Source organism: Lysobacter sp. DMC97 (assembly GCF_056313745.1).
This window is the reverse complement of sequence record NZ_JBQUZR010000002.1, coordinates 151,304-173,646: the sequence shown is the minus strand read 5'-3', so window position 1 is coordinate 173,646 and position 22,343 is coordinate 151,304. Positions and strand designations below refer to the sequence as shown.

At 70.4% G+C, this 22,343-nt stretch carries 22 protein-coding genes; 7 read left to right on the top strand and 15 right to left on the bottom strand.

Annotation, left to right across the window (positions count from 1 at the left end):
- Nucleotides 1-11 precede the first annotated feature (11 nt).
- The 3 genes from ACT53Q_RS03795 to ACT53Q_RS03785 all read left to right on the top strand — a co-directional run bounded on the left by ACT53Q_RS03795 (nt 12) and on the right by ACT53Q_RS03785 (nt 2,479).
- On the top strand, nt 12-821 hold the full coding sequence (locus ACT53Q_RS03795; protein ID WP_476185328.1) for a helix-turn-helix transcriptional regulator: 810 nt from the start codon (nt 12-14) through the stop codon (nt 819-821).
- A gap of 90 nt (nt 822-911) precedes the next feature.
- Nucleotides 912-2,000 (top strand): serine hydrolase domain-containing protein, encoded by a 1,089-nt coding sequence (locus tag ACT53Q_RS03790; protein ID WP_476185327.1) that lies wholly within the window; start codon nt 912-914, stop codon nt 1,998-2,000.
- A 167-nt stretch (nt 2,001-2,167) separates the two neighbouring features.
- A complete protein-coding gene (locus ACT53Q_RS03785; RefSeq protein ID WP_476185326.1) occupies nt 2,168-2,479 on the top strand; it encodes an SCO4225 family membrane protein in 312 nt (103 codons plus the stop codon).
- Nucleotides 2,480-2,516: 37 nt separating this feature from the next.
- Here ACT53Q_RS03785 and ACT53Q_RS03780 read toward each other — a convergent pair whose 3' ends face one another.
- Nucleotides 2,517-2,996, bottom strand: coding sequence for a hypothetical protein (locus ACT53Q_RS03780; RefSeq protein WP_476185325.1), 480 nt, complete (start codon nt 2,994-2,996; stop codon nt 2,517-2,519).
- A gap of 102 nt (nt 2,997-3,098) precedes the next feature.
- Here ACT53Q_RS03780 and ACT53Q_RS03775 point away from each other — a divergent pair, with 102 nt between their 5' ends.
- Both ACT53Q_RS03775 and ACT53Q_RS03770 read left to right on the top strand, forming a co-directional pair.
- Nucleotides 3,099-3,995 carry a LysR family transcriptional regulator gene (locus ACT53Q_RS03775; protein WP_476185324.1) on the top strand — a complete coding sequence of 299 codons (897 nt, stop codon included), beginning with the start codon at nt 3,099-3,101 and terminating at the stop codon, nt 3,993-3,995.
- Nucleotides 3,996-4,034: 39 nt separating this feature from the next.
- Nucleotides 4,035-4,427: a hypothetical protein gene (locus tag ACT53Q_RS03770; RefSeq protein ID WP_476185323.1), complete on the top strand. Its 393-nt coding sequence runs from the start codon at nt 4,035-4,037 to the stop codon at nt 4,425-4,427.
- A gap of 33 nt (nt 4,428-4,460) precedes the next feature.
- Here the strand turns inward: ACT53Q_RS03770 and ACT53Q_RS03765 are convergent, their stop codons facing one another.
- The 10 genes from ACT53Q_RS03765 to glyQ form a co-directional block, all read right to left on the bottom strand.
- Nucleotides 4,461-5,234, bottom strand: a complete 774-nt coding sequence (locus ACT53Q_RS03765) for an ATP-grasp domain-containing protein (protein ID WP_476185322.1) — start codon at nt 5,232-5,234, stop codon at nt 4,461-4,463.
- Between the two features lie 61 nt (nt 5,235-5,295).
- Nucleotides 5,296-9,213 carry a translocation/assembly module TamB domain-containing protein gene (locus tag ACT53Q_RS03760; RefSeq protein ID WP_476185321.1) on the bottom strand — a complete coding sequence of 1,306 codons (3,918 nt, stop codon included), beginning with the start codon at nt 9,211-9,213 and terminating at the stop codon, nt 5,296-5,298.
- A 22-nt stretch (nt 9,214-9,235) separates the two neighbouring features.
- Nucleotides 9,236-11,047 (bottom strand): autotransporter assembly complex protein TamA, encoded by a 1,812-nt coding sequence (locus ACT53Q_RS03755; protein WP_476185320.1) that lies wholly within the window; start codon nt 11,045-11,047, stop codon nt 9,236-9,238.
- A 137-nt stretch (nt 11,048-11,184) separates the two neighbouring features.
- The gene (locus ACT53Q_RS03750; protein ID WP_476185319.1) at nt 11,185-11,607 is read right to left on the bottom strand and encodes a hypothetical protein; all 423 of its coding nucleotides are present in this window, start codon (nt 11,605-11,607) and stop codon (nt 11,185-11,187) included.
- Between the two features lie 130 nt (nt 11,608-11,737).
- Nucleotides 11,738-13,237: an aminotransferase class V-fold PLP-dependent enzyme gene (locus ACT53Q_RS03745; RefSeq protein WP_476185318.1), complete on the bottom strand. Its 1,500-nt coding sequence runs from the start codon at nt 13,235-13,237 to the stop codon at nt 11,738-11,740.
- Nucleotides 13,238-13,724: 487 nt separating this feature from the next.
- Nucleotides 13,725-14,150: a hypothetical protein gene (locus ACT53Q_RS03740; RefSeq protein WP_476185317.1), complete on the bottom strand. Its 426-nt coding sequence runs from the start codon at nt 14,148-14,150 to the stop codon at nt 13,725-13,727.
- Nucleotides 14,151-14,632: 482 nt separating this feature from the next.
- A complete protein-coding gene (gene glyS, locus ACT53Q_RS03735; RefSeq protein ID WP_476185316.1) occupies nt 14,633-16,828 on the bottom strand; it encodes a glycine--tRNA ligase subunit beta in 2,196 nt (731 codons plus the stop codon).
- Nucleotides 16,825-17,169, bottom strand: a complete 345-nt coding sequence (locus ACT53Q_RS03730) for a cupin domain-containing protein (RefSeq protein ID WP_476185315.1) — start codon at nt 17,167-17,169, stop codon at nt 16,825-16,827. Before ACT53Q_RS03730 ends, glyS begins: the two co-directional genes overlap by 4 nt.
- The gene (locus tag ACT53Q_RS03725; RefSeq protein WP_476185314.1) at nt 17,166-17,831 is read right to left on the bottom strand and encodes a glutathione S-transferase family protein; all 666 of its coding nucleotides are present in this window, start codon (nt 17,829-17,831) and stop codon (nt 17,166-17,168) included. The genes ACT53Q_RS03730 and ACT53Q_RS03725 overlap by 4 nt, the downstream gene beginning before the upstream one ends.
- Nucleotides 17,828-18,772, bottom strand: coding sequence for a glycine--tRNA ligase subunit alpha (gene glyQ / locus ACT53Q_RS03720; protein ID WP_476185313.1), 945 nt, complete (start codon nt 18,770-18,772; stop codon nt 17,828-17,830). Before glyQ ends, ACT53Q_RS03725 begins: the two co-directional genes overlap by 4 nt.
- 71 nt (nt 18,773-18,843) lie before the next feature.
- Here glyQ and ACT53Q_RS03715 point away from each other — a divergent pair, with 71 nt between their 5' ends.
- Nucleotides 18,844-19,581 (top strand): glutamine amidotransferase, encoded by a 738-nt coding sequence (locus ACT53Q_RS03715; protein WP_476185312.1) that lies wholly within the window; start codon nt 18,844-18,846, stop codon nt 19,579-19,581.
- A 70-nt stretch (nt 19,582-19,651) separates the two neighbouring features.
- Nucleotides 19,652-20,524 (top strand): BPSS1780 family membrane protein, encoded by an 873-nt coding sequence (locus ACT53Q_RS03710; protein WP_476185311.1) that lies wholly within the window; start codon nt 19,652-19,654, stop codon nt 20,522-20,524.
- Nucleotides 20,525-20,534: 10 nt separating this feature from the next.
- Here ACT53Q_RS03710 and ACT53Q_RS03705 read toward each other — a convergent pair whose 3' ends face one another.
- From ACT53Q_RS03705 to ACT53Q_RS03690, 4 genes are all read right to left on the bottom strand, one after another.
- The gene (locus ACT53Q_RS03705; protein ID WP_476185310.1) at nt 20,535-20,834 is read right to left on the bottom strand and encodes a hypothetical protein; all 300 of its coding nucleotides are present in this window, start codon (nt 20,832-20,834) and stop codon (nt 20,535-20,537) included.
- A 20-nt stretch (nt 20,835-20,854) separates the two neighbouring features.
- Entirely contained in the window at nt 20,855-21,298 is a 444-nt protein-coding gene (locus ACT53Q_RS03700; RefSeq protein ID WP_476185309.1) for an EF-hand domain-containing protein, read from the bottom strand.
- A 103-nt stretch (nt 21,299-21,401) separates the two neighbouring features.
- Nucleotides 21,402-21,572 (bottom strand): hypothetical protein, encoded by a 171-nt coding sequence (locus ACT53Q_RS03695; protein ID WP_476185308.1) that lies wholly within the window; start codon nt 21,570-21,572, stop codon nt 21,402-21,404.
- Between the two features lie 11 nt (nt 21,573-21,583).
- Entirely contained in the window at nt 21,584-22,165 is a 582-nt protein-coding gene (locus ACT53Q_RS03690; protein WP_476185307.1) for a TlpA family protein disulfide reductase, read from the bottom strand.
- Nucleotides 22,166-22,343: the final 178 nt, after the last annotated feature.

Genomic DNA, 22,343 nt, shown 5'->3' with positions numbered 1-22,343 from the left:
ACCCCGCCCGCATGAAGACCTTCGGCCGCGGCATGTTCTACGGCGCGACCGAACGCCGGCAGCGGATCGGCGACGGCGACGGCGCCATCGAACTGGCGGAACTGCAGCCGACCGTGCCCGAGCACGCGGTCGAGACCCACACCCACAGCGACGCGCACTTCGTGCTGGTGCTGTCCGGCCGCTACCTCAGCAGCGCGCGCGGCATGCCGGCGATCAGCCGCGGCCCGGCGCTGGTCTACAACCCGCCCGGCACCACCCATCGCGACTGCTTCCGCGGCCTCGACGGCGCACGCTTCCTCACCGTGTCGCTGTCCGCCGCCGCCGTGGCCGGGCGCGATCTGCCCGGGGACGCCGTGCGCACCGACGCCCGCGGCGAACTCGCGGCGCTGGCGCTGCGCGCGGAACTGCACCGCTGGGACGACGTCTCGGCGCTGGCGGTCGACGCCGGCGTGCAGGCCTTGTTCGACACGCTGCAGCGACGCCATCGACTCGAAAGCGACGACGGCCCGGCGTGGCTGGCACGCGCCCGCGAACGCCTGCACGACGACTGCGCGCAGCCGCCGCGGATCGAGGAACTGGCGCGCATCGCCGGCGTGCATCCGGTGGCGTTCGCCCGCGCCTTCCGCCGCCGCTATGGCCGCTCGCCCGGCGAATACCTGCGCGAATGCCGGCTGGAACGCGCCGCCGGCCTGCTCCGCGACCGGCGCCTGTCGCTGGCCGACATCGCCGCCCGCGCGGGCTTCGTCGACCAGAGCCACTTCACCCGCAGCTTCCGCCGCGGCTTCGGCTGCACGCCGGGCGCGTGGCGGCGCGGACGCTGAGCGGCGCACGCGTTTCGCCGCGGGTTCGGTGCGTACCAAACCGGGCATCGCGGCGCTGGTAGTGTCGTCGCGTCTTCCGGAGTCCACCGCATGCGCCCAGCCGCCGTCCTGCCCGTCCTGCTCGCGACCGTCTTCGTCGCATCGCCCGCCCTCGCCGAGGAAGCGCCATCGCCCGCCGCGGCCCCCGCCGCCGGTTTCGACGCCGCGACCCGCGCGATCGAGGCCGGCGAATACAAGCGGATCACCAGCGTCCTCGTCGCCCGCGACGGCAAGCTGCTGTACGAGCACTACTTCGACGCAAACGACGCCGACGGCGGCCCCGAGGCGCGGCGCAACACGCGCTCGGCGACCAAGACCATCGCCGGCATGCTGCTCGGCCTCGCCATCGCCGACGGCAAGCTGCCGAACGCGCAGGCGCCGATGCTGCCGTACCTCGGCGATCGCCCGCCGATGCAGAACCCCGATCCGCGCAAGGCGAAGATCACCTTCGAGGATCTCGCGACGATGTCGTCGCTGCTGGAATGCGACGACGAAAACCAGTTCTCGCGCGGCAACGAGGAGCGCATGTACCTGGTCGAGGACTGGGTCGGCTTCTATCTCGACCTGCCGATCCAGGGCTTTCCCGCGTGGATGAAGAGACCCGCCGATTCGCCCTACGGCCGCAACTTCCGCTACTGCACCGCCGGCGTCACCACCCTCGGCGCCGCGCTGCAGGGCGCCGTCGGCGAACGCCTCGACGCCTACGCGCAGCGGCGCCTGTTCGACCCGCTGGGCATCGTGAAACCCGAATGGCAGTTCTCGCCGCTGGGCATCCCGCAGGCTGGCGGCGGCCTCGGCCTGCGCAGCCGCGACCTGCTCGCCCTCGGCCAGCTCTACCTCGACGGCGGCCGTGCGCACGGCAAACAGCTGATTCCCGCAGACTGGGTGAAGACCTCCGTCGCCCCGCACGCCCGCGTCGACGACGGCGTCGAATACGGCGTCCTGTGGTGGCGCATGCAGTTCCCCGTGAACGGCAAGACCTGGCAATCCTTCGCCATGAACGGCACCGGCGGCAACACCGTGCAGGTCTTCCCCGACCAGCACGTGGTCGTCGTCATCACCACCGCCAACTACGACGTGCCGCAGCCGCACCGTCTCGTGATGAAGCTGATGACGGAGCGGCTGCTGCCGGGGTTGTGAGCGAAACGCCGTAGGGTGGGCCCCTGGCCCACCATTGCAACCGCAACGCGCGATGGCGCGGAACAGGCAGATCCTCTCGCCGGACGCCATCATCGGCATGATGGCCGGGACGGTGGGCCAGGGGCCCACCCTACGGGCTTGGTACCGACCGCGACTCGAAAGCCATGATGCGACATCCCATCCGTCTGCTCGCCATCCTCTACACCGCGCTCGTCATCGTCGTCGCGGCATGGGCGTTCTACATCGACATCACCATGGCGTCTTCGTCGACGGAACACCTGCTCCCGGACGTCATGCTCACGCTTGTGTGCTTGCCCGCATCGCTCTCGCTGCCCGCGATCGCAACGGCCTTCCCCGGGCACTTCAACTCAGAACTGCCGCAGGTGGCGTGGGTGACGTTCTGCGGGCTGTTGCAGGCGGCCTGCCTGTTCCTCATCGCGCACCTGATCGAAAAAAGAACGACACGTTCGCCGGGTTGAGGGCGCACCCGGCACGCGCCATCCCGCGCGGCCGGATTCAGTCCCGCAGCATGGCCTGCGCGACATCCCGCCATGCAAGGACAGGGTGCATGTGCTCGGGCGTGTGCCCACGCTGGGGGCCGAACAGGAAGAGATTCGACACGATGCCGATCATCGGCTGCAGCACATCGACGCGATCGTCGATGAAGTGGCTGATGCCGAGCTCGCGGCAGTGGATCGCCTTGTCAGGTCGCTTGAGGCAGAACCGCACACGGTCGCGGGCGATCCCCGTCCGCTCGAAGAAGCGGTGATGCTCGAACCATTGCAGCGTGCGCTCCTGGATGCGCGGACCGCATTTCGAGACGATCCAGACCCGGCCTTCGAAGCACTCGACCAGCGCAGGCACGACGTCGAACATGCCGTCGTAGGGCGGGGTGTTCAGGGCGTCTTCCAGCGTGCCGCCAATGAAGGAAGTATCCGGCGACGTGCTGTCACCGGGGCTGATGAGGACACGACCGACGTCGATGCCGAGTTTCATGATGTGCTCCGTGGATTTCTTGGTTTCGATGGCGTGCATTGCACATGCCCCGTCTATCAACGGGAAATTGATTTGCCGGAGCATCTATAGAAAAATCGGATAATGAATCTCTTGCGCGATGTCTCGATCAATGCGCTGCGCGCCTTCGCAGAATTTGCCGAAGACGCCAACTTCAGCCGCGCCGCCCTCCGGCTGCACCTCTCGCAACCCGCGCTCCATGCCAAGGTCGGGAAACTCGCCGAGGCCGTCGGGCGCCCGCTGTACGTGCGGCGCGGGCGGGCGATCGAGATCACCGACGCAGGCAGGCGCGTGCAGCGCTTCGCCCGCGAGATCTGCGCTTCGATGGCGTCCTTCCAGGACGAACTGCTGGACCGGAACGCGGCGCAGCCGGTTGTGCTCGCCGCGGGCGAAGGCGCGTTCCTCTACCTGCTCGGCCCGGCCATGCGCGCGCATCTGGCGACGCGCGGACATGCGCTGCAGTTGATGACCGCCGACGGCGCCACCGCCGTCGAGGCGGTGCGCAACGGCAAGGCGCACCTCGGCGTGGCATGCCTTGAATCAGCACCTCGCGATCTCGCCCTCACGCCGTTGACCCGGGTCGGACAGGTGCTGGCGCTGCCGAGGAAACACCCGCTCGCCGCGCGTCGCAGGCTGCGCCTGCGGGATCTTGCAGGCGCCGGACTCATCGTGCCGCCCGCGGGCCGCCCGCATCGCACGATGCTCTCGCAGATGCTGCAGTCGTCAGGCGTGCCATGGGAGGTCGCGGTCGAAGCGAACGGCTGGGAACTCATGCTGCAACTGGTGCGGCTGGGCATGGGGCTCGCCGTGGTGAACGCCTGCTGCCGCGTCCCGGCCGGAGTGACGACGCGACCCCTGACTGAATTGCCGGCCTTGCAGTACATGGTGTTTTCGCGCAGGGAAGGCGTCACCGGCCCGGCACAGGCGCTGCGGCAGACCATGCTGACGCACGCGGAGGCGTGGTCGTCGACGGGCGCCTAGGCGGACCTGTCATCCACGCAACATCGTGAATGCAACACCATGTCGGGCACAAAACATCCGGCCTGCGCTTATCCTTTCGGCATCGCCTCGCCGCTGCCGGCATGGCTTGAATCAGGCACAAGGCGCATGTCCCCAACCAGCGGAAGAAACGATTCGAGCGATGGCTTCGATCCGCGCTTGCTCATCGATGCTGCGAAAGAGCAGGCCCCCGGATGCCCATGGCTTCCGGATGCGCTGGCAAGTTGCGGTGCTGGCGAATGGGAAAGCCGTGCGTATGTCGGTTATGTCGCGAGACAGAACCCGGACCAGCCAGGATCCGATTGGCAGTTCCAGAGCAACATCGTCCTCCAGCACGTGAAATTCGGCATGGTGATCATCGACATCCTGATCGGAAATCGCATCGGAGGCATCGAACTCGTCGACAGGATCTAGGTGTGTCGAAGCAATGGCGGGCCAAGGCCCGCCCTACGCCTCCATCCCCTCCAGCGCCGCCACGATCCGCTGCACGTCGCCGGCGTAGAAACCCGCCGAGTTGATCGTGTTGATCTCGACGATGCGCGGGCCTTCCGGCGTGTCGCAGACGTCGATGACGAAGGCGCGGTGCGGTTGCCAGTCGGCGATGGCGGCCATGACGAAACGGTCCAGGCGCTCGTCGACGTCGGCGGCGTACACGACGCGGCGGCCGAGCTTGTACAGCGACTTCGTCGCGATGCGGCCGTCGACGACCCAGAACCGGTATTCGGCGTGGATCGTCTTCGGCACGCACAGCTGCACCTGCGTCGTCGGCGCGAGACTGGTGCCGTAATCTTCCTCGAGATTGCACACCTGCCGTTGCCAGGCCTCGAATTCGTCGGGGTCGAACACGCGGCCGGCGAAATACTTGGAATCGTCGATGGGGCGCAGGAAGGTCGGCTGCGCCAGACGCACGTCCTCGAATGCCATCACCTGCGCATCGGCGTTGAGCATGCGCTCGCCCCATGCGGCCAGCTGCGCGTGGAAGTCCTGGCCGAAGAGGTCGTAGACGCCCGGCGTCCAGCCGTGCACGCGCGCCGCGTGGCGCATGGAATACGAACCGAAACACACGGCCTTTGCGAGCCGGAGCACGGGCAGCGGCTCCAGTTCGCCCACGAACGGCACGACCTTGTGGACGCTGTACGGCAACCCGAATTGTTCGAGCGTCGACACGAGCCGGTCCCACTCGCGCTCGCGAAACAGATTGGTCTGCAGGATCCAGTGCATGGTGCGCCCTCGAAAGCGGCCAGTCTATCGGACGCCATCCCTCTGCCGGCGCGGTCGCGCGCTACCGCTCCTTCCGCCAGTTCACCGAGCCGCGATGCTCGATCGTGCTGGTCTCGATCTCGATGTCGAAGCCCTTGCGCAGCAGGTACTTCAGCGTGAGCACCTGGCCGGTGCCGAGCAGCGACACGCCGTAGCTCACGTACAGTCGCGGCGAGAGGTACTTGCCGATGCCGACCACGCTGCCGCCGAGTGCGCGCGATTCACTGACGCCGGCGTCGTCGAGGCCGATCTTCGCGCCCAGCTGCGACGCCAGCAGGTTGCCGGCCGACAGCGCGGCGGTGGCGGCGCTGAGCTGGCGGCTCTCGCTGGCGTTGGCGCTGGACAGCGGACGGCCCAGCGCGAGGTAGGCCAGCGCCTCGGATTCGCTGGTCGCCGGATTGCTCCACACGTGCGCGACCGGCGCCGAGGCGCGGCCGCTGACGTCGATGCCGGCGGTGACGTCGCCGACTTCGCGTTCGGCGCGCACGTCGACGACGGGATCGCCGAACGCGGTGTTCGACCACACCAGCCGGCCGCGGGTGATGTCGAGTTTCTGGCCGTAGGCGGTGTAGCGGCCGTCGACGTCGAGCGAGCCGGTGGCGACGGTCTCGCGGCCCGGGCGCGCGCGCATGCGCACGCTGCCGCCGAGGCTGCCGTCCAGGCCGAAGCCGTGCAGGCGCACGTCGTCGCCCATGACCAGCGCGAGGTCGAGGTCGAGCGGCGTGCCGCCGCCGCGTTCGGGATCGGCGGGATCCAGCACCACCACGTCGGACGAGCGCGACACGCCGGTGTCGAGGCGTTCGAGGTCGACGCGCGCGCTGGGGATGCGCACGGTGCCGGTGACCGACAGCGGCTGGCCGGCGGCGTAGCGCACGACCACCGAGGGATCGACCACCGCATGCAGCTCGCGCGTATCGGAGACCAGCACCTTCTCGCCGGTCAGCGCGAGGCGCAGCGGCGTTTCCGCGTCCTGCCAGCCCAGCGTGCCGTCGATACGCAGCGTGCCGTCGCCGCTGCGCACGCTGCCGGCGAGCGTCGCGCTGCCGTCGGGCTGCGCGTCGAGGCGCACGTCGCCATCGCGCAGGCTCAGCGCCAGCGCCGGCAGCTCGGTGCGGAAGTCGCTCAGCCGCGCCTGCCCGCCCAGCGCCGGCGCCGCGCGCGTGCCGGCCAGCGTGATCCGGCCCTGCAGATGGCCCTGCGGTTCGACGATGTCCGGCGAGAACAGCTCCAGCCACGTCAGCGAACGGGTGTCGACGTCGACCGTGCCGCGCAGCGGCGCGTAGCCGTCCCAGCCGGTCGCCAGCTGCGCGGACACGCGGCCGTCGGGGCTGAGCGCGGCGGCCAGCGTGGCGTCGACGCCGTGCGGATCGAAGCGGCCGTCGAGCACGAGGTCGCGGTAGCCCAGCACCTCGCGTGCGCCCAGCGCGAGCCCGCCGTCGGCGGAGCGGATGTGCGCGGTGCCCTGCCACGCGCCGCCCTGCGGCCGCACGCGGGCGTCGAGATCGATCGCACCGCGCAGCGCCCAGCGCTGGCCGCGGCCGGTGGTGGTATGCGTGTCCGGCGCGAGGTACGGCCCCAGCAGCGCCAGCGGCAGCGCCTGCCCGCGCACGTCGGCGCGGGTCGGCCAGTCGACGTCGGCGCAGAGCGTGCCGGTGCGGTCGTCGGTGGCGAAGCAGCTCGACGCGATGCGCAGCCGGAACGCGTTGCCCTGCGGCGTCGCGGCGAACGCCGCCGGTGCCTGCAGCGTCCACGCCGCGCCGGTGGTCGGCACCAGGTGCAGCGTCGCCAGCGTGCCGGCCCAGGTCGCATCTCGGCGCGCGACATTGCCGGACAGCGCGACGCGGCCGACGTCGGCCACGGCCTCGCCGTCGACCTGCAATCGCTCGATCGCGCCGCGCGCCGACAGATGCAGTGTCTGTAGCGCGAGGCCCGCGTCGACGCCGGTGGCATCGACGGTCAGCGCGCCGACGGCGCCATCGCGCCACGGCAACCGGCCCTGCGCGCGCAGCGACTCGGCGGTGTAGCCGGCGACGCGCACGCCGTTGCCGGTCAGGTCGATCGCGATGTCCGGCTGCGCGCGCAGCCCGGTGAGGCGCAGCGTGCCGCGCAGCGCGCCCTGCGCGGTCGGCAGCAGGTCTTCCAGATGCAGCGGTGCGAACGTCGCGTCGACGTCGAAGCGTTCGGCGATGCGGCCCTTCGCGTCGACGCGGCTGTCGCCGAGCGTCAGTGCGACGGTGCCTTCACCGTCGGTGCGGCCGTCGGCCTTCACGGGCAGGTGCGCGAGCACGTGCGCGCGGCCGCCCAGCGCGCGACCGCGCAGGCGACCGCCGAGGCGATCGGCGTCGACCAGCACGTCGAGGCCACCGTCGCCGCGCGTGCTGCCGGTGCTGCGCAGCGCGCCGTTCACCGCGCCGCGCCAGTCGGGCAGCAGATAACCCGGATCGAAGCCGGCGAGCGTCGCATCCGCCTGCCAGCGCAGCGCGGGCGACCACGCGACCTCGCCGGTGGCGTCGAGGCGACCGCTCGGCATCGTCGCGCGCAGTGCGCCGATCTTCGCGGCCTTGTCGTCGCCGTGTGCCTGCAACGCCAGCTGCGCGCGTTCGTTCGCACGCACGAGTGTCGCGGTGCCATCGGCAGTCCAGTCGCGCAGGCGGCCGGACAACTTGAAATCGCCGTCGCCGGTCACCGCGACCGCGTCCTTCGCCGTGCCCTGCCAGCGCAGGCCGCGCGCCTGCACGCGGCCGTCGAAGCGTGCGTTCGCGGGCACGGTGAAATCGGCGCGGCCGTCGGCACGCACGTGGCCGCCGAGCACGTCGATCGCCAGCGGCGCGAGCAGCAGCGTCTGGTGTTCGATCGTGATCTTCGAGGGCTGCACCGTCGCGACGAACGTGTCCTGCGCCACGCGGCCCTGCACGGTCGCGCTGCCGCCGGTGCCATTCGCACGCAGGTCGAAGACGTAGGGCGGTGCGTCGTCGTCGGTGCCCGTCAGCGCGGCGAGCGTGAGCGCGTCGCCCTTCGCGGCGAAGGCCCAGCGCGGCACGTCTTCGCCGACGAGGTGCAGCCGCGCCGACACCGGGCCCGGCGCGCGGCCCGACAGCGCGACGTCGAGCGCGCGCAGGTCGCCGCGCGCGACCAGCCCCAGCGTCGCCGGCGTGCGGCCGGCGGCGGCGGGCAGGCGCGCGCCGGCGACGAGGTCCATGCGGTAGCGATCGCCCGGCGCGTAGTCGCCGTGCAGCGTGAAGCGGCCGCAATCGGTGTCGGCGTCGAGATGTTCGACGTGCAGCGCGCCCTCTTCGGCGCGCAATCCGCCGCGCAGGCGGCGCACGTCGACGACGCCCTCGCCGGCCTTCGTCACCGCGAGGCCGTCGATCACGATCGCGTCGGCCTCGATCGACAGCGGCGGCGCGATCTGCGGCAAGGATTCCGGCCAGCGCGGCAGCTCGAACGGCGTGTCGTCCTCCGGCAGCGACAGCGTCGCGCCGCGCACGGCGAGCGCGTCGAGCCGCAGGCGCCGGCCGAGCAGCGGCTGCAGCGCGGGATCGAGCGTCAACGCCTTGGCCGTGAACACGGTCTCGAGCGGCGCGGCGCAGCCGGGATACGCGACCGGCTTGCCGTCGCGATCGGGGCAGCCGCGATGCACGTAGCGCACGTCGTGCAGCGTCATCGGCCCGGACGCCGGGCCTTCGGCGCGCGACCACGTCAGCGTGTCGCCTTCGGGCAAGCGCGCGACGATCTGCCGCAGCAGCACGTCGCGGCCGCCGAGCGTGTTGAGCAGCCAGTACAGCAGCACGACCGCGCCGACGGTCAGCGCCGCCAGCGACAGCGCGCCGCGGATCGCGAGCCAGCGCAGCCGCGCGCGGCGACGGTCGCGCAATCCGGCGATGCGCGCCTCGCGCTCGGCCTGCGGCTGTGGTGGCTCGACGGGCGGGGTGTCGGGCATGGGCTCGTCCGGGCGCATGGGCTCAGAGATCCGCGCCGAGGTTGATGTGCAGCGTCACCTTCGAATCCGGATCGTCCAGGCCATGGCCGATGTCGATGCGCAGCGGGCCGACCGGCGATTTCCAGCGCACGCCGATGCCGACGCCGGTGCGCCAACGATCGATGCGGCCGTCGAAGGCGCTGCCGCCGTCGACGAACACCGCCGCGCCCCAGGTCGGCGTGAAGTAGCGCTCGTATTCGGCGCTGGCGACGACGACGTTCTTCGCGCCCACCGAATACAGGCCGCGGTCGGTCTCGATGCGCGGGCCGATCTCGCGGTAGCCGTAGCCGCGCACGCTGCGGTCGCCGCCGGCGTAGAAACGCAGGCTCGGCGGCAGGTCGACCAGCGCGCCGCTGAAGGTATGGCCGAGTTCGCCGCGCACGATCAGCCGGTCCTGCGGGCCGAGGCCGCGGAACCAGCTGCCGCGCACGTGGACCTGGGCGAAGTTGGCGTCGGAACCCAGCGCGCTGGCACCGGCGCGCAGCGTGAGCGCACCGCCGAAGCCGCGGCGCGGCGCGATGCGGTCGTCGACGTTCGCGTACTCGGCGACCAGCGACGGGAACGTGGCGGTGGCGTAGCGGTACTGGATCGGCGCCAGCGCGCCGCCGCCGTCGTCGGCGAGCGCCGGGTACGCCCAGCGTTCGCGCAGCACGTGCACCGACGCGACGAGGTTGAGGTTGCGGTTGTATTGCCCGCTGCGGCTGCCCACGAATTCCATGCGCCGCGAATCGATGTAGTCGGTCTGTTCGTCGGCGAACTGCAGGCCGGCGGTGTACCAGCCGTCGCGCCAGGCGAACGCCGGCACGCGGTACTGCAGCGTCAGCGTCTTGCGCTTCTCGGCGTAGTCCAGCTGCGCCAGCGCCTTGTGCCCGCGCGAGTTGAGGTAGCGCCGCTCCACGCCCATCGACACGCCGGCGCCGCTCTCGGTGCCGTAGCTGGCGCCGAGGCTGTAGATGCTGCGCTTGGCCGGCGTCAGCCGCACGGTGACCGGCACGCGGCCGTCGACGGCGTCCTCGGGCCGCGGCTCGATGTCGATGCGGCTGAAGTAGTCGAGGCCGTCGAGCGACTTGCGCAGGCGATCGAGACGCCCCTGGTGGTAGTACTCGCCTTCCTTCCAGTAGACGAAGCGGCGCAGCAGCGCGTCGCGCACCGCCGGCTTCGGGCCCTGGTCGAAGACCACCTCGCCCATGTCGTAGCGATTGCCGCTGTCCCAGCGCAGGTCGATGTCCGCGGCGCGCTCGGCGCGGGTCACTTCCACCCGGCGGGCGAGGAAATCGGCGTCGAAATAGCCGCGCTCGGCGAGGCGGCGGGTGATGAACGCCTTGCTCTTCTCGTAGGTCGCGTGCTCGAACACGTCGCCGACCTTCGGCTGGAAGGCGTCCAGTTCCTGCTTCAGGTAACGGTCGTCGTGGCCTTCACCCTCGATCGCCACCGCCGCGCTGCGCACGCGCACCGGCTCGCCGGGCACGACCGTGATGCGCACGTCGACCGGGGCGTCGGGCGCGAGGCCTTCGACCGTCGCGGGCACGGTGACGATGGTGATCTGCGGCGAATAGCGGCCGAACGGCTCCAGCGCCTCGCGGGTCTCGTCCTCGGCCACGCGCAGCAGGTAGGCCAGGCGCGCGTCCGACACCGCCTTGCCCTGCGCGTCCTCCAGCGACAGCGCGGCATGGACGTTGACGGTCATCGCCGGATCAAGGCCGTCGACATCGACACGGCCGATCGTCGCCGCCTGGGCCGCGCCGCAACACAGGACACAGACGGCGGCGGCGACGGGACGGGAAGCGATCGGCATCGCGACAGGATAACCGCCGTCCGCACGGCGCCGGTCGCGCGGCGCGGCGACCGTTCATCTTGCAATCGCGGCTGCAATCGACGGCGTGCGGCCGCACATGCGCGCGGCCCGTCCTCACTCGGCGCGAGGCGCGTCGATCAGGGCGTGGTCGACGCCACCGGCGCCGTGGCCGGCGGCAGCTGGTCGGCGTACTTCTTCATGCACTTCGCGATCGGCTCGGAGGCCAGCACGCGCGGCTGCCAGCTGCGGTTGGGTTCCGGGTGCGAATGGTCGGCGGCCAGCACGTAGCGGGTGCAGGGTTGCATGTCGACCGAGAACGGCTGCGCGGTCATCTCGCCGCTGGGGCCGCGCTTGTAGCTGGCCAGGCGCAGGCCGTGGCGGCCGGGTGCAAGGCGGTAGACCGACTGGTCGGGGAAATCCATCGAGCCGTCGATGACGGCGACCATCACGTCGTACTGCGCGAGTTTCGCGTCGGTCCGGCCGCCGACGCTGATCTCGGCCCAGGGGCCGTCGGCGGCGAGGGCGAGGACGGGGAGACACAGGCAGGACACGGCCAGCATGGCGAGCGACTTCCTTCGACGCATGACGACACCTCGAAGCATCGGGACGCCATCACTCTAGGCCGGTCGCATGACAGCCCGCCGAGACTTCCATTTCAGATTCGCACGGACGCGGTCCGCGGCGCGGCGGTCACACCGGGCGGAACGTCTCCAGCCCCGGCATCGGCAACTCGCCGGCCTTCGGGCGGAACTCGCCGGAGGCGGTGTCGAAGACGTAGTCGTGCTTCCACGCGTCGTAGTGCCGCATCACCTCGTGGATGGCCCGGGCCACGTACACCACTTCGGCGTCGGTCATGGTCGGGTGCAGCGACACCCGCACCCAGCCGGGCTTGTTGCTGAGGTCGCCGGCGTCGATCTGGCAGGTGATGCGGTGCGAGGTCTCGGGGTCCACGGCCAGCAGGATGTGGCCGTAGGTGCCGGCGCAGGAACAGCCGCCGCGCACCTGCACGCCGAAGCGGTCGTTGAGCAGGCGCACGATCAGGTTGTGGTGCTTTTCCAGCGAATAGAACGAGAAGATGCACAGCCGGTCGCACTGTTCCGGCTCCAGCAGCTGGATGCCCGGCTCCTTGCGCAGCTCGGCGAGGAACAGTTCGCGCAGTTCACGCTCGCGGGCCTCGATGTTGGCCACGCCCATCGCCTCCTTGACCTGTACCGCCAGCGCCGCGCGGATGGTCTGCAGGAAGCCCGGGGTGCCGCCGTCCTCGCGCGCCTCGATGTTGTCGACGAAGCGGTGGCCGCCCCACGGGTTGGTCCACGCCACGGTGCCGCCGCCGGGGGCGTCCGGCACCTTCAGCCGGTACAGCGAGGCATCGAACAGCAGCACGCCGCTGGCGCCGGGGCCGCCGAGGAACTTGTGCGGCGAGAAGTACACCGCGTCGAGCTTCTGCGCCGGGTCGGCCGGGTGCATGTCGATGTCGACGTACGGCGCCGAGGCCGCGAAATCGACGAAGCACACGCCGCCGTGGGCATGCATGATCGCCGCCATCTCGTGGTACGGCGTGGCGATGCCGGTGACGTTGGAGCAGGCCGAGAACGCGCCGATCTTCAGCGGCCGGTGCGCGTTGCGGCGCAGGATGCCCGGCAGCGCGTCGATGTCCGGGCGGCCGCAGGCGGCGCGCGGCAGGATCTCGACGTGCACCGCGCATTCCTCCCAGCTGGTCTGGTTGGAGTGGTGCTCCATGTGGGTGAGCACCACCAGCGGCTTTTCCTCGTCGCGCATCGCCACGCGGTCGGCCATGTGCTCGGGCACGCGCAGGCCGAGGATGCGCTGGAACTTGTTGACCACGCCGGTCATGCCCGAGCCCTGCGCGATCAGCACGTCGTTCGGGCCGGCGTTGCAGTGGCGTTTGATGATCGCCTGCGCCTGATGGTAGGCGTGGGTCATCCGGGTGCCGGTGAGCGTGGTCTCGGTGTGCGTGTTCGCCACGTACGGGCCGAGCACGTTCGCGATGTAGTCCTCGATCGGCCGGTACAGGCGGCCGCTGGCGGTCCAGTCGGCGTAGACCACGCGTCCGTCGCCCTGCACCCGCGGGTCGACCAGGTCATGACCGATGACGCCGGCGCGGAAAGGGGCGAACCAGGCTTCAAGGCTGGCCGGACGGGCAACGCGGAGGGGGGCGGCGGCAGGCATATCGATATTATGCCTCGTCATTTGCCACAGGCGCAGCGGTATGGCATGCGAGCCGCCGACCGGTTGCGCCGCGCCGCCCCTCATCCGCCCTGCGGGCACCTTCTCCCCGCGTGCGGGGAGAAGGGAGAAGCGGGTCAGGCCGGACATGCCCCGGTCACGGCACGCGTCAACATGGCGCGACGGATGGGGTGAGGGAAGCACTATGGGCGCAGGTCGGAGCGGTCCCTCTCCCCGCCTGCGGGGAGAGGGTGCCCGGCAGGGCGGGTGAGGGGCACAACGGATCAGACCGACAGATGCTCGATCGCGGCGGCACTGCCGAAGCGGTGCAACAGCCCGAGCAACGAGCACGCCTCATGGCTCACACGGACAAGATTTTCCGGCAGCGCTACCGGGCTGCGGCCAATCCGCCCCTCATCCGCCCTGCGGGCACCTTCTCCCCGCCCGCGGGGAAAAGGGAGAAACGGATCGGGCGCTTGGCGCATCTGCCTCAGGGCGCCGGCGCGGCGGCGACGTCGCCGAATTTCTTCCGGCAGCGCTTGATCGGGGTCTGTCCGCGCAGCTCCGGCATCCAGTGGCGGTTGTCGTCATCGGTACCGGGCGTGCGCCGGCCGATCAGCTCGTAGTTCATGCAGGGCTGCATGTCGATCGCGAGGGTCTGCACCACCAGCGCCCCGGCGGTGTCGGTGCGCTGGATGGCGACCGTGATCTCGTGCCGGCCCGGCCCCAGTTGGTAGAGGGTTTCCGGATCGAAATCGCGTTTTCCATCGATGGCGATCATCACCAGCGGCTCCTGCCGCGGATCGGAGGCCTTGGGCAGGCCGAGCAGCACCTGCGACCACGGCTTCGATTCATCGGCGAAGGCGGGCGCGGCGGCGGCGAGGACCAGCAGCACGGACAGGGCGAGTCGGGACATGAGGGCACCGATGGCATGGGGGGAGACATGTCTGACAGCGTAAAACGCCACGCGACGGGATCATGCGCCTGCGACACCGGCCTGCGCGACAAAGCCCCTCTCCCCGCCTGCGGCGGCAAGCCTTTTCCGGCAGCGCTTCCGGGCTGCGGCCCGTGCCCCTCATCCGCCCTTCGGGCACCCTCTCCCCGCAAGCGGGGAGAAGGAGGTGTTCCGCACGACCGCGCCTGTGTCAGGGATCCGCAGCCGCAACGTGGCAGATCGACATCCGCGCCGACCGGACACCATCCCTCTCCCCGTCTGCGGGGAGAGGGTGCCCGGCAGGGCGGGCGAGGGGCGCGGCGGATCAGACGGACAGGTGCTCGATCGCGGCGACGGGGCCGAGGCCACCGACCAGACGCTCTCCACCGCGGACGCCGAACGCTGTCCCTCTCCCCGCCTGCGGGGAGAGGGTGCCCGGCAGGGCGGGTGAGGGGCGCGGCGGATCAGACCGACAGATGCTCGATCGCGGCGACGCTGCCGAGGCGGCCGGCGAGGCGTTGCAGCAGCGCGAGGCGGTTGGCGCGCACGGCGGGGTCGTCGGCGTTGACCATGACGGTGTCGAAGAAGGCGTCCACCTGCGGACGCAGACGTGCAAGGTGGGCGAGCGCATTGACGTAGTCGCCATGCGCCAGCGCATGCCCCGTCTCGGCGTACACGGCCTCGACCGCCTCGGCCAACGCAAGCTCGGCGGGCTCCTTCAACAAATCGTGGTCCACGCTGGCCGCTGCGTGCTTGTGCGGCATGTCGCCATCGGCTTTCTTCAGGATGTTGCGAATGCGCTTATCGGCAGCGGCGAGCGCAGCGGCCTCGGGCAACGTCGCGAAGGTGCCGATGGCATCGAGACGACAATCAAAATCGTACAGCGACGCTGGCCGCAACTCGGCAACGGCGTTGAAATGCTGCGCCGGCACGTCCTTGTCGGCGTAGTAGCCGCGGAGGCGATCGAGAATGAAATCGTAGAGATCCTTCGCGATCGCGCCTTGGTCAAACTGGAAAAATTTCACTGGCGCGGATCTAACATCAATACCCTCGCGGTCCATGGCTTTCATCATCCCGACAGTCGCGTCAACTTCGCTCGACTCCAGTTGTTGCTGAAGCTCGCGGAGAGAAGAGGCGATTAGGGTGCGAATATCCAAATTAAAACCGCTCTCGATCACCGTTCGCGCCAACCCCAGCGCATTGCGGCGCAGGGCGAACGGATCCTTGTTGCCGGTCGGCTTGAGGCTCGCAGCAAAACCGCCAGCCAGCGTGTCCAGACGTTCGGCGATCGCAAGCACCTTGCCCAGCGGCGACAGCGCAATGTCATCACCGGCAAAGCGCGGCTGGTAGGCCTCGTCGATGGCCAGCGCCACCTCGGGCGATTCACCGCCGGCCTTGGCGTAGTAACGTCCCGCGATACCCTGCAGTTCCGGGAATTCGTTGACCATGCGCGATTGCAGGTCGGCCTTGGCCAGTTCGGCCGCGCGCTTCGCGAGCGTCGGGTCGACGCCGACTTCGGCGGCGATGCTTTCCGCCAGCGCGGCGACGCGGGCGACCTTGTCGGCGACGGTGCCCAGCTTCGCCTGGTACGTCACCGTCTTCAGGCCTTTGTTCATCGACGCGAGGCCCTGCTTCAGGTCTTCGTCGAAGAAGAACTTCGCGTCGGCGAAGCGCGGGCGGATCACGCGTTCGTAGCCCTTGCGGACTTCGCTTTCGTCCTTCGATTCGATGTTGGCGATGCCGATGAAGTGCTCGGTGAGCTTGCCGGCGCCGTCGAGCACCGGGAAGAACTTCTGGTTGGCTTCCATCGTGGCGATCAGCGCTTCCTGCGGCACCGCCAGGAATTCGCGCTCGAACGCGCACAGCACGGCCTTCGGCCATTCGACCAGACACTGCACCTGTTCGAGATTGTCGTCGGTCTTGCGCGCGGTGCCGCCGGCCTTCGCGGCGGCGGCGGCGGCGTCGACTTCGGCAACGACACGGGCGCGGCGTTCGTCCGGATCGACCAGCACCTTCGCCGCGCGCAGCGCGTCGACGTAGTCGCCGGGCGTGGCGATCCACACCGGCTTCGGCGCTTCGAAACGATGGCCGCGGCTCATGCGGTCGGCGCGGATGCCGAACACGTCGCCATCCACCACGTCGGCGCCCAGCAGCGCGACCAGCCAGTGCACGGGGCGCGCGAAGCCGGCGTCGCGCTCGCCCCAGCGCATGGGCTTGGGAATCGGCATGCCGGCCATCGCCTCGCGCAGGACGTCGGGCAGCAGCGCGGCGGTCTTCGCGCCGGGCTTCGTGCTGCGCAGCACGAAACGCTCGCCCTTCTGGTCGCGCGTCTTCTCCAACTGCGTCCAGTCGACGCCGGCCTTGGCGGCGAAGCCTTCCAGCGCCTTCGTCGGCTTGCCTTCGGCATCGAGCGCGATGTTGAGATACGGGCCGAGGACCTCGTTGTGCTGCTCGGGCTGCTCGGCGGCGACGCCGGGCAGCAGCACCGCGAGGCGACGCGGCGTGTACAGCGGCTTCGCGCCCGCGCGGTCGAAGGCGACGCCGCGCTTCGCGAGGCCGTCGACGATGCCGTCGAACAGCGCCTGCGCGAGGCCGGGCAGCGCCTTGACCGGCAGTTCCTCGGTGCCGAGTTCGATGAGGAGGGGAAGCATCTGGGTCATCGGGTCAATCCTGTCTGCGCTTCGCCACCTTCGGGACCGTAGAAGATCACCCAGGTGGCGAAGTCGTCGCTGAATTCGAGAAAGCGGTGGTCCATGCCGGCCGGGACGAACAGCAGTTCGCCGGGGCCGAAATCGCGGGTTTCGCCGGCGCAGAAGAACTTCCCGGTGCCGGCGACGATGACGTAGACCTCGTCGCGCGCGTGCGCGGCCTGCAGGTCGTGCCCGCGCGGGGCGTACAGCTCGGCGACGAGGCTGCCGTGGGTGAAGACTTCGAGGAAGCGCGGCGAGTCGCCCAGGCGGGCGACAAGGTCGGGCGTCAGACGTTCCGGCAACGGGTTCATGTGCGCGGCGCTCCGGTGGCGTCGGGCTGGAAGAACGGCGCGTGGTAGCGACGGAAGACCGGCAACGCTTCGTAACGGGCATGCCGCGCGCGCAGCGCGGGATACGCGTCGAGCGGCTCGGGCACGGCTTCGTGCACGTAGGTGACGAAGCAGGCGAGGGTGATGTCGGCCTGGGTCATGCGCTCGCCGACCAGCCACGCGCGATCGCCCGCGGCCACGCAGGCACGCTCCAGTTCGCCCAGCGCACCGCGCATCTGCGCGCGGCAGCGTTCGACGAACGGCGCGTGGTGCAGCGCCTCGGGCCGGAACACGCGCTCCATCACCACCTGCAAGCCCTTCTCGACCGCGCCGGTGGCGAAGGTGATGAGGCGCAGCGCGGCGCGGCGGTCGGGGCCCGACGGCGGCATCAGCGCGCGATCGGGGCCGACCACATCGTCGAGGTGTTCGAGGATCATCGCCGATTCGATCAGCGCCTCGCCGTCCGCCGGCGCCAGCACCGGCACGCGGCCGAGCGGGTTGTATTCACGGATGCGGTCGAAATCCTTGCCCACCGACCAGTCGCGGTGCTCGAACGGCAGGCCGAGCAGATCCATGCTCACCGCCACCCGCCGCACGAACGGCGAGTCGAACATGCCGATCAGCAGCGGCGCGGGCGCGCTCACGCCGCCGCCTGCGCGCCGAGCAGGGCGAGGCCCAGTGCGGCGCGCTTGGCCTCGTCCTTCAGGCCGGGGAAGCCGAGCTTTTCGCGCTGGGCGTGGTAGGCCTCGGCCACCGAACGCGCGAGGTTGCGCACGCGCAGGATGTAGCGCTGGCGTTCGGTCACGGAGATCGCGCGGCGGGCGTCGAGCAGGTTGAAGCTGTGGCTGGCTTTGCAGACCTGGTCGTAGGCCGGCAGCGGCAGGCCGAGCTCGACCAGCTTCAGCGCCTCGGCCTCGCAGGCGTCGAAGCGGTGGAACAGCTCCTCGACGTTGGCATGCTCGAAGTTGTACGCGCTCTGCTCGCGCTCGTTCTGCAGGAACACGTCGCCGTAGCTGACCACGCCCTGCGGACCGACAGTCCACACCAGATCGTAGACGTTGTCGCAGTTCTGCAAATACATGCACAGGCGTTCGAGACCGTAGGTGATCTCGCCCAGCACCGGCCTGCACTCCAAGCCGCCGGCCTGCTGGAAGTAGGTGAACTGGGTGACTTCCATGCCGTTGAGCCACACCTCCCAGCCCAAGCCCCAGGCGCCGAGCGTCGGCGATTCCCAGTTGTCCTCGACCAGGCGCAGGTCGTGGACCTGCGGGTCGATGCCCAGCGCCTTCAGCGAGTCGAAGTACAGCTCGACGATGTTGTCGGGGTTGGGCTTCATCACCACCTGGTACTGGTAGTAATGCTGCAGCCGGTTCGGGTTTTCGCCGTAGCGGCCGTCGGTGGGACGGCGGCTGGGCTGGACGTAGGCGGCGTTCCACGGCTCGGGGCCGAGCGCGCGCAGGAAGGTCGCCGGGTGGAAGGTGCCGGCGCCGACCTCCAGATCGAGCGGCTGGATGAGGACGCAGCCCTGCCCGGCCCAGTAGGCGTTGAGGCGCTGGATCAATTCCTGGAAGGTCGGTCCCTGCATGAGAACGGCACGCGGTATGGGGACTGGGTAGTATAAGCGGCACATCCCATCCGCCTGCCGCGCCCGCCGCCGTGACCTCTCGCCGCGCCCGTCGTTACCTGATCGTCGAAACCGGACAGCCCATCCCCACCCTGCGCCGCCACGGCCGGTTCCCGCACTGGATCCGGGTCGCCGCCGGCCTGTCGGCCGACGAGGCCGACGCCGTGAACGTGGAAGCCGGGGAGGCCCTGCCGCCGCACCGGGACTACACCGGCGTCATCGTCACTGGCTCCAGTTCGATGGTCACCGACCGCCACGACTGGAGCGAGCGCACCGCCGCGTGGCTGCGCGATGGCCTCGACGCCCGCACCCCGGTGCTGGGCATCTGCTACGGCCACCAGCTGCTGGCGCACACCCTCGGCGGCCGGGTCGACTACAACCCGCAGGGCCGCGAGATGGGCACGGTCGCCGTCGACCTGCACGACCCCGCCGGCGCCGACCCGCTGTTCGGCCCGCTGCCGGCGCGGTTCCAGGTGCAGGTCAGCCACCTCCAGAGCGTGCTGCAGCCGCCCGATGGCGCAACCGTGCTGGCCCGCTCCGATCAGGACGCCTGCCAGGCCTTCCGCTGGCGCGATCACGCCTGGGGCCTGCAGTTCCATCCCGAATTCAGCGTCGACCACATGCGCGGCTACGTGAACGCCCGCAGCGAGGTGCTGGCGCGCGAAGGCCAGTGCCACCGGCGCATGGCCCGCGAGGTGAAACCCACGCCGCAGGCCCGCGGCGTGCTGCGCCGGTTCGTGCGCCACGCGGCGACGCTGCGCGGCCACTGACGCGCCCGACGCCGCGCTGAAGCCAAGACCCCGAAGCCACGACACGACGAGCGAGAGAATCAGGATGGAGATGCGCAAGGTGCCGGCCTCCGCCGGCGCGGAATGGCTGCTGGCCACGTTCCGGCTGCTGAAGCGGTCGCCCGCCGGCTTCGGCGCGCTGGGCGCGATCTACGCCGGCCTGTGGCTGGCGATCATCCTGGCCGCGACCGCCGCCCCGGGCGCTGCCCTGCCGCTGCAGATGGTGATGATGCTGATGGGACCGCTGCTGCTGGCCGGCATGATCTTCGCCGCGCACGAAGTCGACCACGGCGGCGGCGCCACGCCGGCGCACCTGATGGCCGCCTTCCGCACGGGCAAGGCCGGCCGGGTGATCACCACCCTCATCCCGCAGGTGCTCGTGCTGCTGGTGTGCATGCTGCTGCTGGTGGCCATCGTGGGCATGGACAACCTCGACCGGCTGGCCGCACTGATGACCAAGCTGCAGGCCGAAGCGCAGAAGGGCGGCCAGGTCGATCCGGCCCTGTTCGCGGACCTGCCCGCCGGCCGCATGCTGCTGTGGCTGCTGCTGGTGCTGGTGATCGGCGTGTTCTCGACCCTGCTCACGCTGACCGTCATCCCCGACATGCTGTTCGGCGACGTGGGCCTGGTGGCCGCGATGAAGCGCAGCTTCGGCGCCTGCCTGCGCAACGCGGCGGCGGTGATCGTGTTCCTGGTGCTGGGCATGGTGGTGCTGTTCGCCGCCGCCATCGGCCTGGGCCTGGTGGTCGGCACCCTCGGCCTGATCCTCGGCGACGCGGCGGTGCTGGTCGGCCAGGCGATCACCAACGGCTTCTTCGCCTGCTTCCTGTCCGGCGCGATGTACCACGCCTGGAAGGGCCTGCTCGGCCCGGCGGAGGCCGGCACCGACGCCCCGTCCGCCCCGCCGACCGGCGTGGCGATGTAAGCATCGCGCCTCAGCGACGCATCCACAGGAACAGCGCGAATACCGCGCTGTAGCCGGCGAGGAAAGACACCGGCAACCAGACGGCGCGGCTTTCGGCACCGCCAGCGGTCGTCGCCACGGCGACCAGCCCGGTCGCGAGCACCAGCAGGTAAAGCCGCACCGGGCAACGGCGACGCTTCGGGTCGGGCGGATCGCCCCCGGACAACAGCGCCATCAGCGAAAGGCGGCAGACGCGCCAGGCCAGGCCGAAGAAGGCCACGCCACCCAGCACGAACAGCAACCCGATCCTGTGGTCGATCGACAAGGGCATGCGTCTTCCGGGGAAACGTCTCAGCGACCCTGCGGCGGCGCCGCCAGTTCCTTCGCGTCGAGGAAACCGCTGCGGTCCACGTCCTGGCGGCGGAAGCGTTCGGCCAGCCGGGCGCGGTGGGTGTCGCGGGTGATCGGCTCGCCGCGGCCGCCGGGCTGTTCGGCCGGGCTCAGCACGCCGTCGTGGTCGCGGTCCATGCCGTCGAAGGCATAGCTCAGCCAGTCCTGGTATTCGGTCGGGGACACCCGGCCGTCACCGTCGGTGTCCATGCGCCCCAGATAATCGCCGCTGCGCTGCGGCGGGGGTGGCGCGGGCGGCGGCGCAACGGGCGCGGCCTGCGGCGCGGGCGTGCCCGCCGGCGGCACGGTCACGCGCAGGGTCTGAGCGACGACAGGGCCGGACGACATCGCGCAGATCGACACCGCGAGCGCGAACACCGGCAAAAGGATCGGGCGGGCCAACATGCGCGCAGGGTGCGGATTCGCGCCCGGCGATGCAAGTCCGCGAAGCCCCGTCCGGAGGCCGCCGCGCGGCGACCTCCGGACGGAGCGGACCTTGCGGAGCCGATCAGGGCAGCATGCAGCAGCCGACGCGACCACCGCCCCACTTGCAGCCGGCCTTGTTCGGGCAACCGGTCTCGGGGTTGGTGCCGCCGGCGGCCTGCACGGCGCCGAAGCTCAGGGCGCCGACGACGGCGAGGGCGACCAGCGCATTCTTCCAGTGCTTCATGGCTTTCATGTGGAACTCCTTCAGGGCAGGTGTCCCGCCGCCTTCCCTCCCTGGAGGCGCACGGCGGAGAGGAGAGTGGCCGCTTCCGTGCGGTCGAGTTGGCCCGCGTGCGCATATACGACGCGGCTGTCGCCATCCACCACGATCGTCAGCGGCACGATGCTCACGCTGAACAACGAGCGGATCTTCGAGGTGGAATACACGATCGGGAAATCGAAGCCCTGCGCACGCGCGTACGCCGGCTGCGTGGCGTCGACGCTGGCGGTGACGCCGTAGAGGTCGGCGCCGGGCGCCTCGCCGCGCGCCAGCGTGGCGGCGAGCTCGCGCACCGTCGGCGCCGTGGCCTTGCACACGGCGCAGTCGGGATCGAAGAAGTAGAGGATCTGCAGGCGGTGCGCCGCCTGCCCGAGCATCAGCCGCTCGCCGGCGGCGGTGCGGCCTTCGGTGGCGGGCACCCATGTCCCCACCTGCGGCTGCAGCCCGGCGAGCGCGAGCTTGTCGTAATCGTCCTGGAGGCTGCGTTTCTGCATCGCCAGCAGCACGACGAGCGCGCAGGCGGCGAGCAGGGCGACGTGGACGAAGAGGTCTTTCCGTGGCGGCATGGACACCGATCCGTGGCGGGAGAACTGCGAACCCGCGACGACATCGCGTCGCGGAGCCCGACCCTAGCACCCGTCCGCCGAAGGCGGCAAGCGCCGGCCGCCGATGACGACGCGTTCACGGGAGGCGGGCGCCGGGCAGTGCCCGCGCCGGACACGACGACGGCCGCCCGGAGGCGGC

Bases quoted from the DNA above. Each gene is read 5' to 3' on its own strand.
- ACT53Q_RS03795 (WP_476185328.1), top strand. From the start codon at position 12: ATGAAGACCTTCGGCCGCGGCATGTTCTACGGCGCGACCGAACGCCGG.
- ACT53Q_RS03790 (WP_476185327.1), top strand. From the start codon at position 912: ATGCGCCCAGCCGCCGTCCTGCCCGTCCTGCTCGCGACCGTCTTCGTC.
- ACT53Q_RS03785 (WP_476185326.1), top strand. From the start codon at position 2,168: ATGCGACATCCCATCCGTCTGCTCGCCATCCTCTACACCGCGCTCGTC.
- ACT53Q_RS03780 (WP_476185325.1), bottom strand. From the start codon at position 2,996: ATGAAACTCGGCATCGACGTCGGTCGTGTCCTCATCAGCCCCGGTGAC.
- ACT53Q_RS03775 (WP_476185324.1), top strand. From the start codon at position 3,099: ATGAATCTCTTGCGCGATGTCTCGATCAATGCGCTGCGCGCCTTCGCA.
- ACT53Q_RS03770 (WP_476185323.1), top strand. From the start codon at position 4,035: ATGTCGGGCACAAAACATCCGGCCTGCGCTTATCCTTTCGGCATCGCC.
- ACT53Q_RS03765 (WP_476185322.1), bottom strand. From the start codon at position 5,234: ATGCACTGGATCCTGCAGACCAATCTGTTTCGCGAGCGCGAGTGGGAC.
- ACT53Q_RS03760 (WP_476185321.1), bottom strand. From the start codon at position 9,213: ATGCCCGACACCCCGCCCGTCGAGCCACCACAGCCGCAGGCCGAGCGC.
- ACT53Q_RS03755 (WP_476185320.1), bottom strand. From the start codon at position 11,047: ATGCCGATCGCTTCCCGTCCCGTCGCCGCCGCCGTCTGTGTCCTGTGT.
- ACT53Q_RS03750 (WP_476185319.1), bottom strand. From the start codon at position 11,607: ATGCTGGCCGTGTCCTGCCTGTGTCTCCCCGTCCTCGCCCTCGCCGCC.
- ACT53Q_RS03745 (WP_476185318.1), bottom strand. From the start codon at position 13,237: ATGCCTGCCGCCGCCCCCCTCCGCGTTGCCCGTCCGGCCAGCCTTGAA.
- ACT53Q_RS03740 (WP_476185317.1), bottom strand. From the start codon at position 14,150: ATGTCCCGACTCGCCCTGTCCGTGCTGCTGGTCCTCGCCGCCGCCGCG.
- glyS (WP_476185316.1), bottom strand. From the start codon at position 16,828: ATGACCCAGATGCTTCCCCTCCTCATCGAACTCGGCACCGAGGAACTG.
- ACT53Q_RS03730 (WP_476185315.1), bottom strand. From the start codon at position 17,169: ATGAACCCGTTGCCGGAACGTCTGACGCCCGACCTTGTCGCCCGCCTG.
- glyQ (WP_476185313.1), bottom strand. From the start codon at position 18,772: ATGCAGGGACCGACCTTCCAGGAATTGATCCAGCGCCTCAACGCCTAC.
- ACT53Q_RS03710 (WP_476185311.1), top strand. From the start codon at position 19,652: ATGCGCAAGGTGCCGGCCTCCGCCGGCGCGGAATGGCTGCTGGCCACG.
- ACT53Q_RS03705 (WP_476185310.1), bottom strand. From the start codon at position 20,834: ATGCCCTTGTCGATCGACCACAGGATCGGGTTGCTGTTCGTGCTGGGT.
- ACT53Q_RS03700 (WP_476185309.1), bottom strand. From the start codon at position 21,298: ATGTTGGCCCGCCCGATCCTTTTGCCGGTGTTCGCGCTCGCGGTGTCG.
- ACT53Q_RS03695 (WP_476185308.1), bottom strand. From the start codon at position 21,572: ATGAAAGCCATGAAGCACTGGAAGAATGCGCTGGTCGCCCTCGCCGTC.
- ACT53Q_RS03690 (WP_476185307.1), bottom strand. From the start codon at position 22,165: ATGCCGCCACGGAAAGACCTCTTCGTCCACGTCGCCCTGCTCGCCGCC.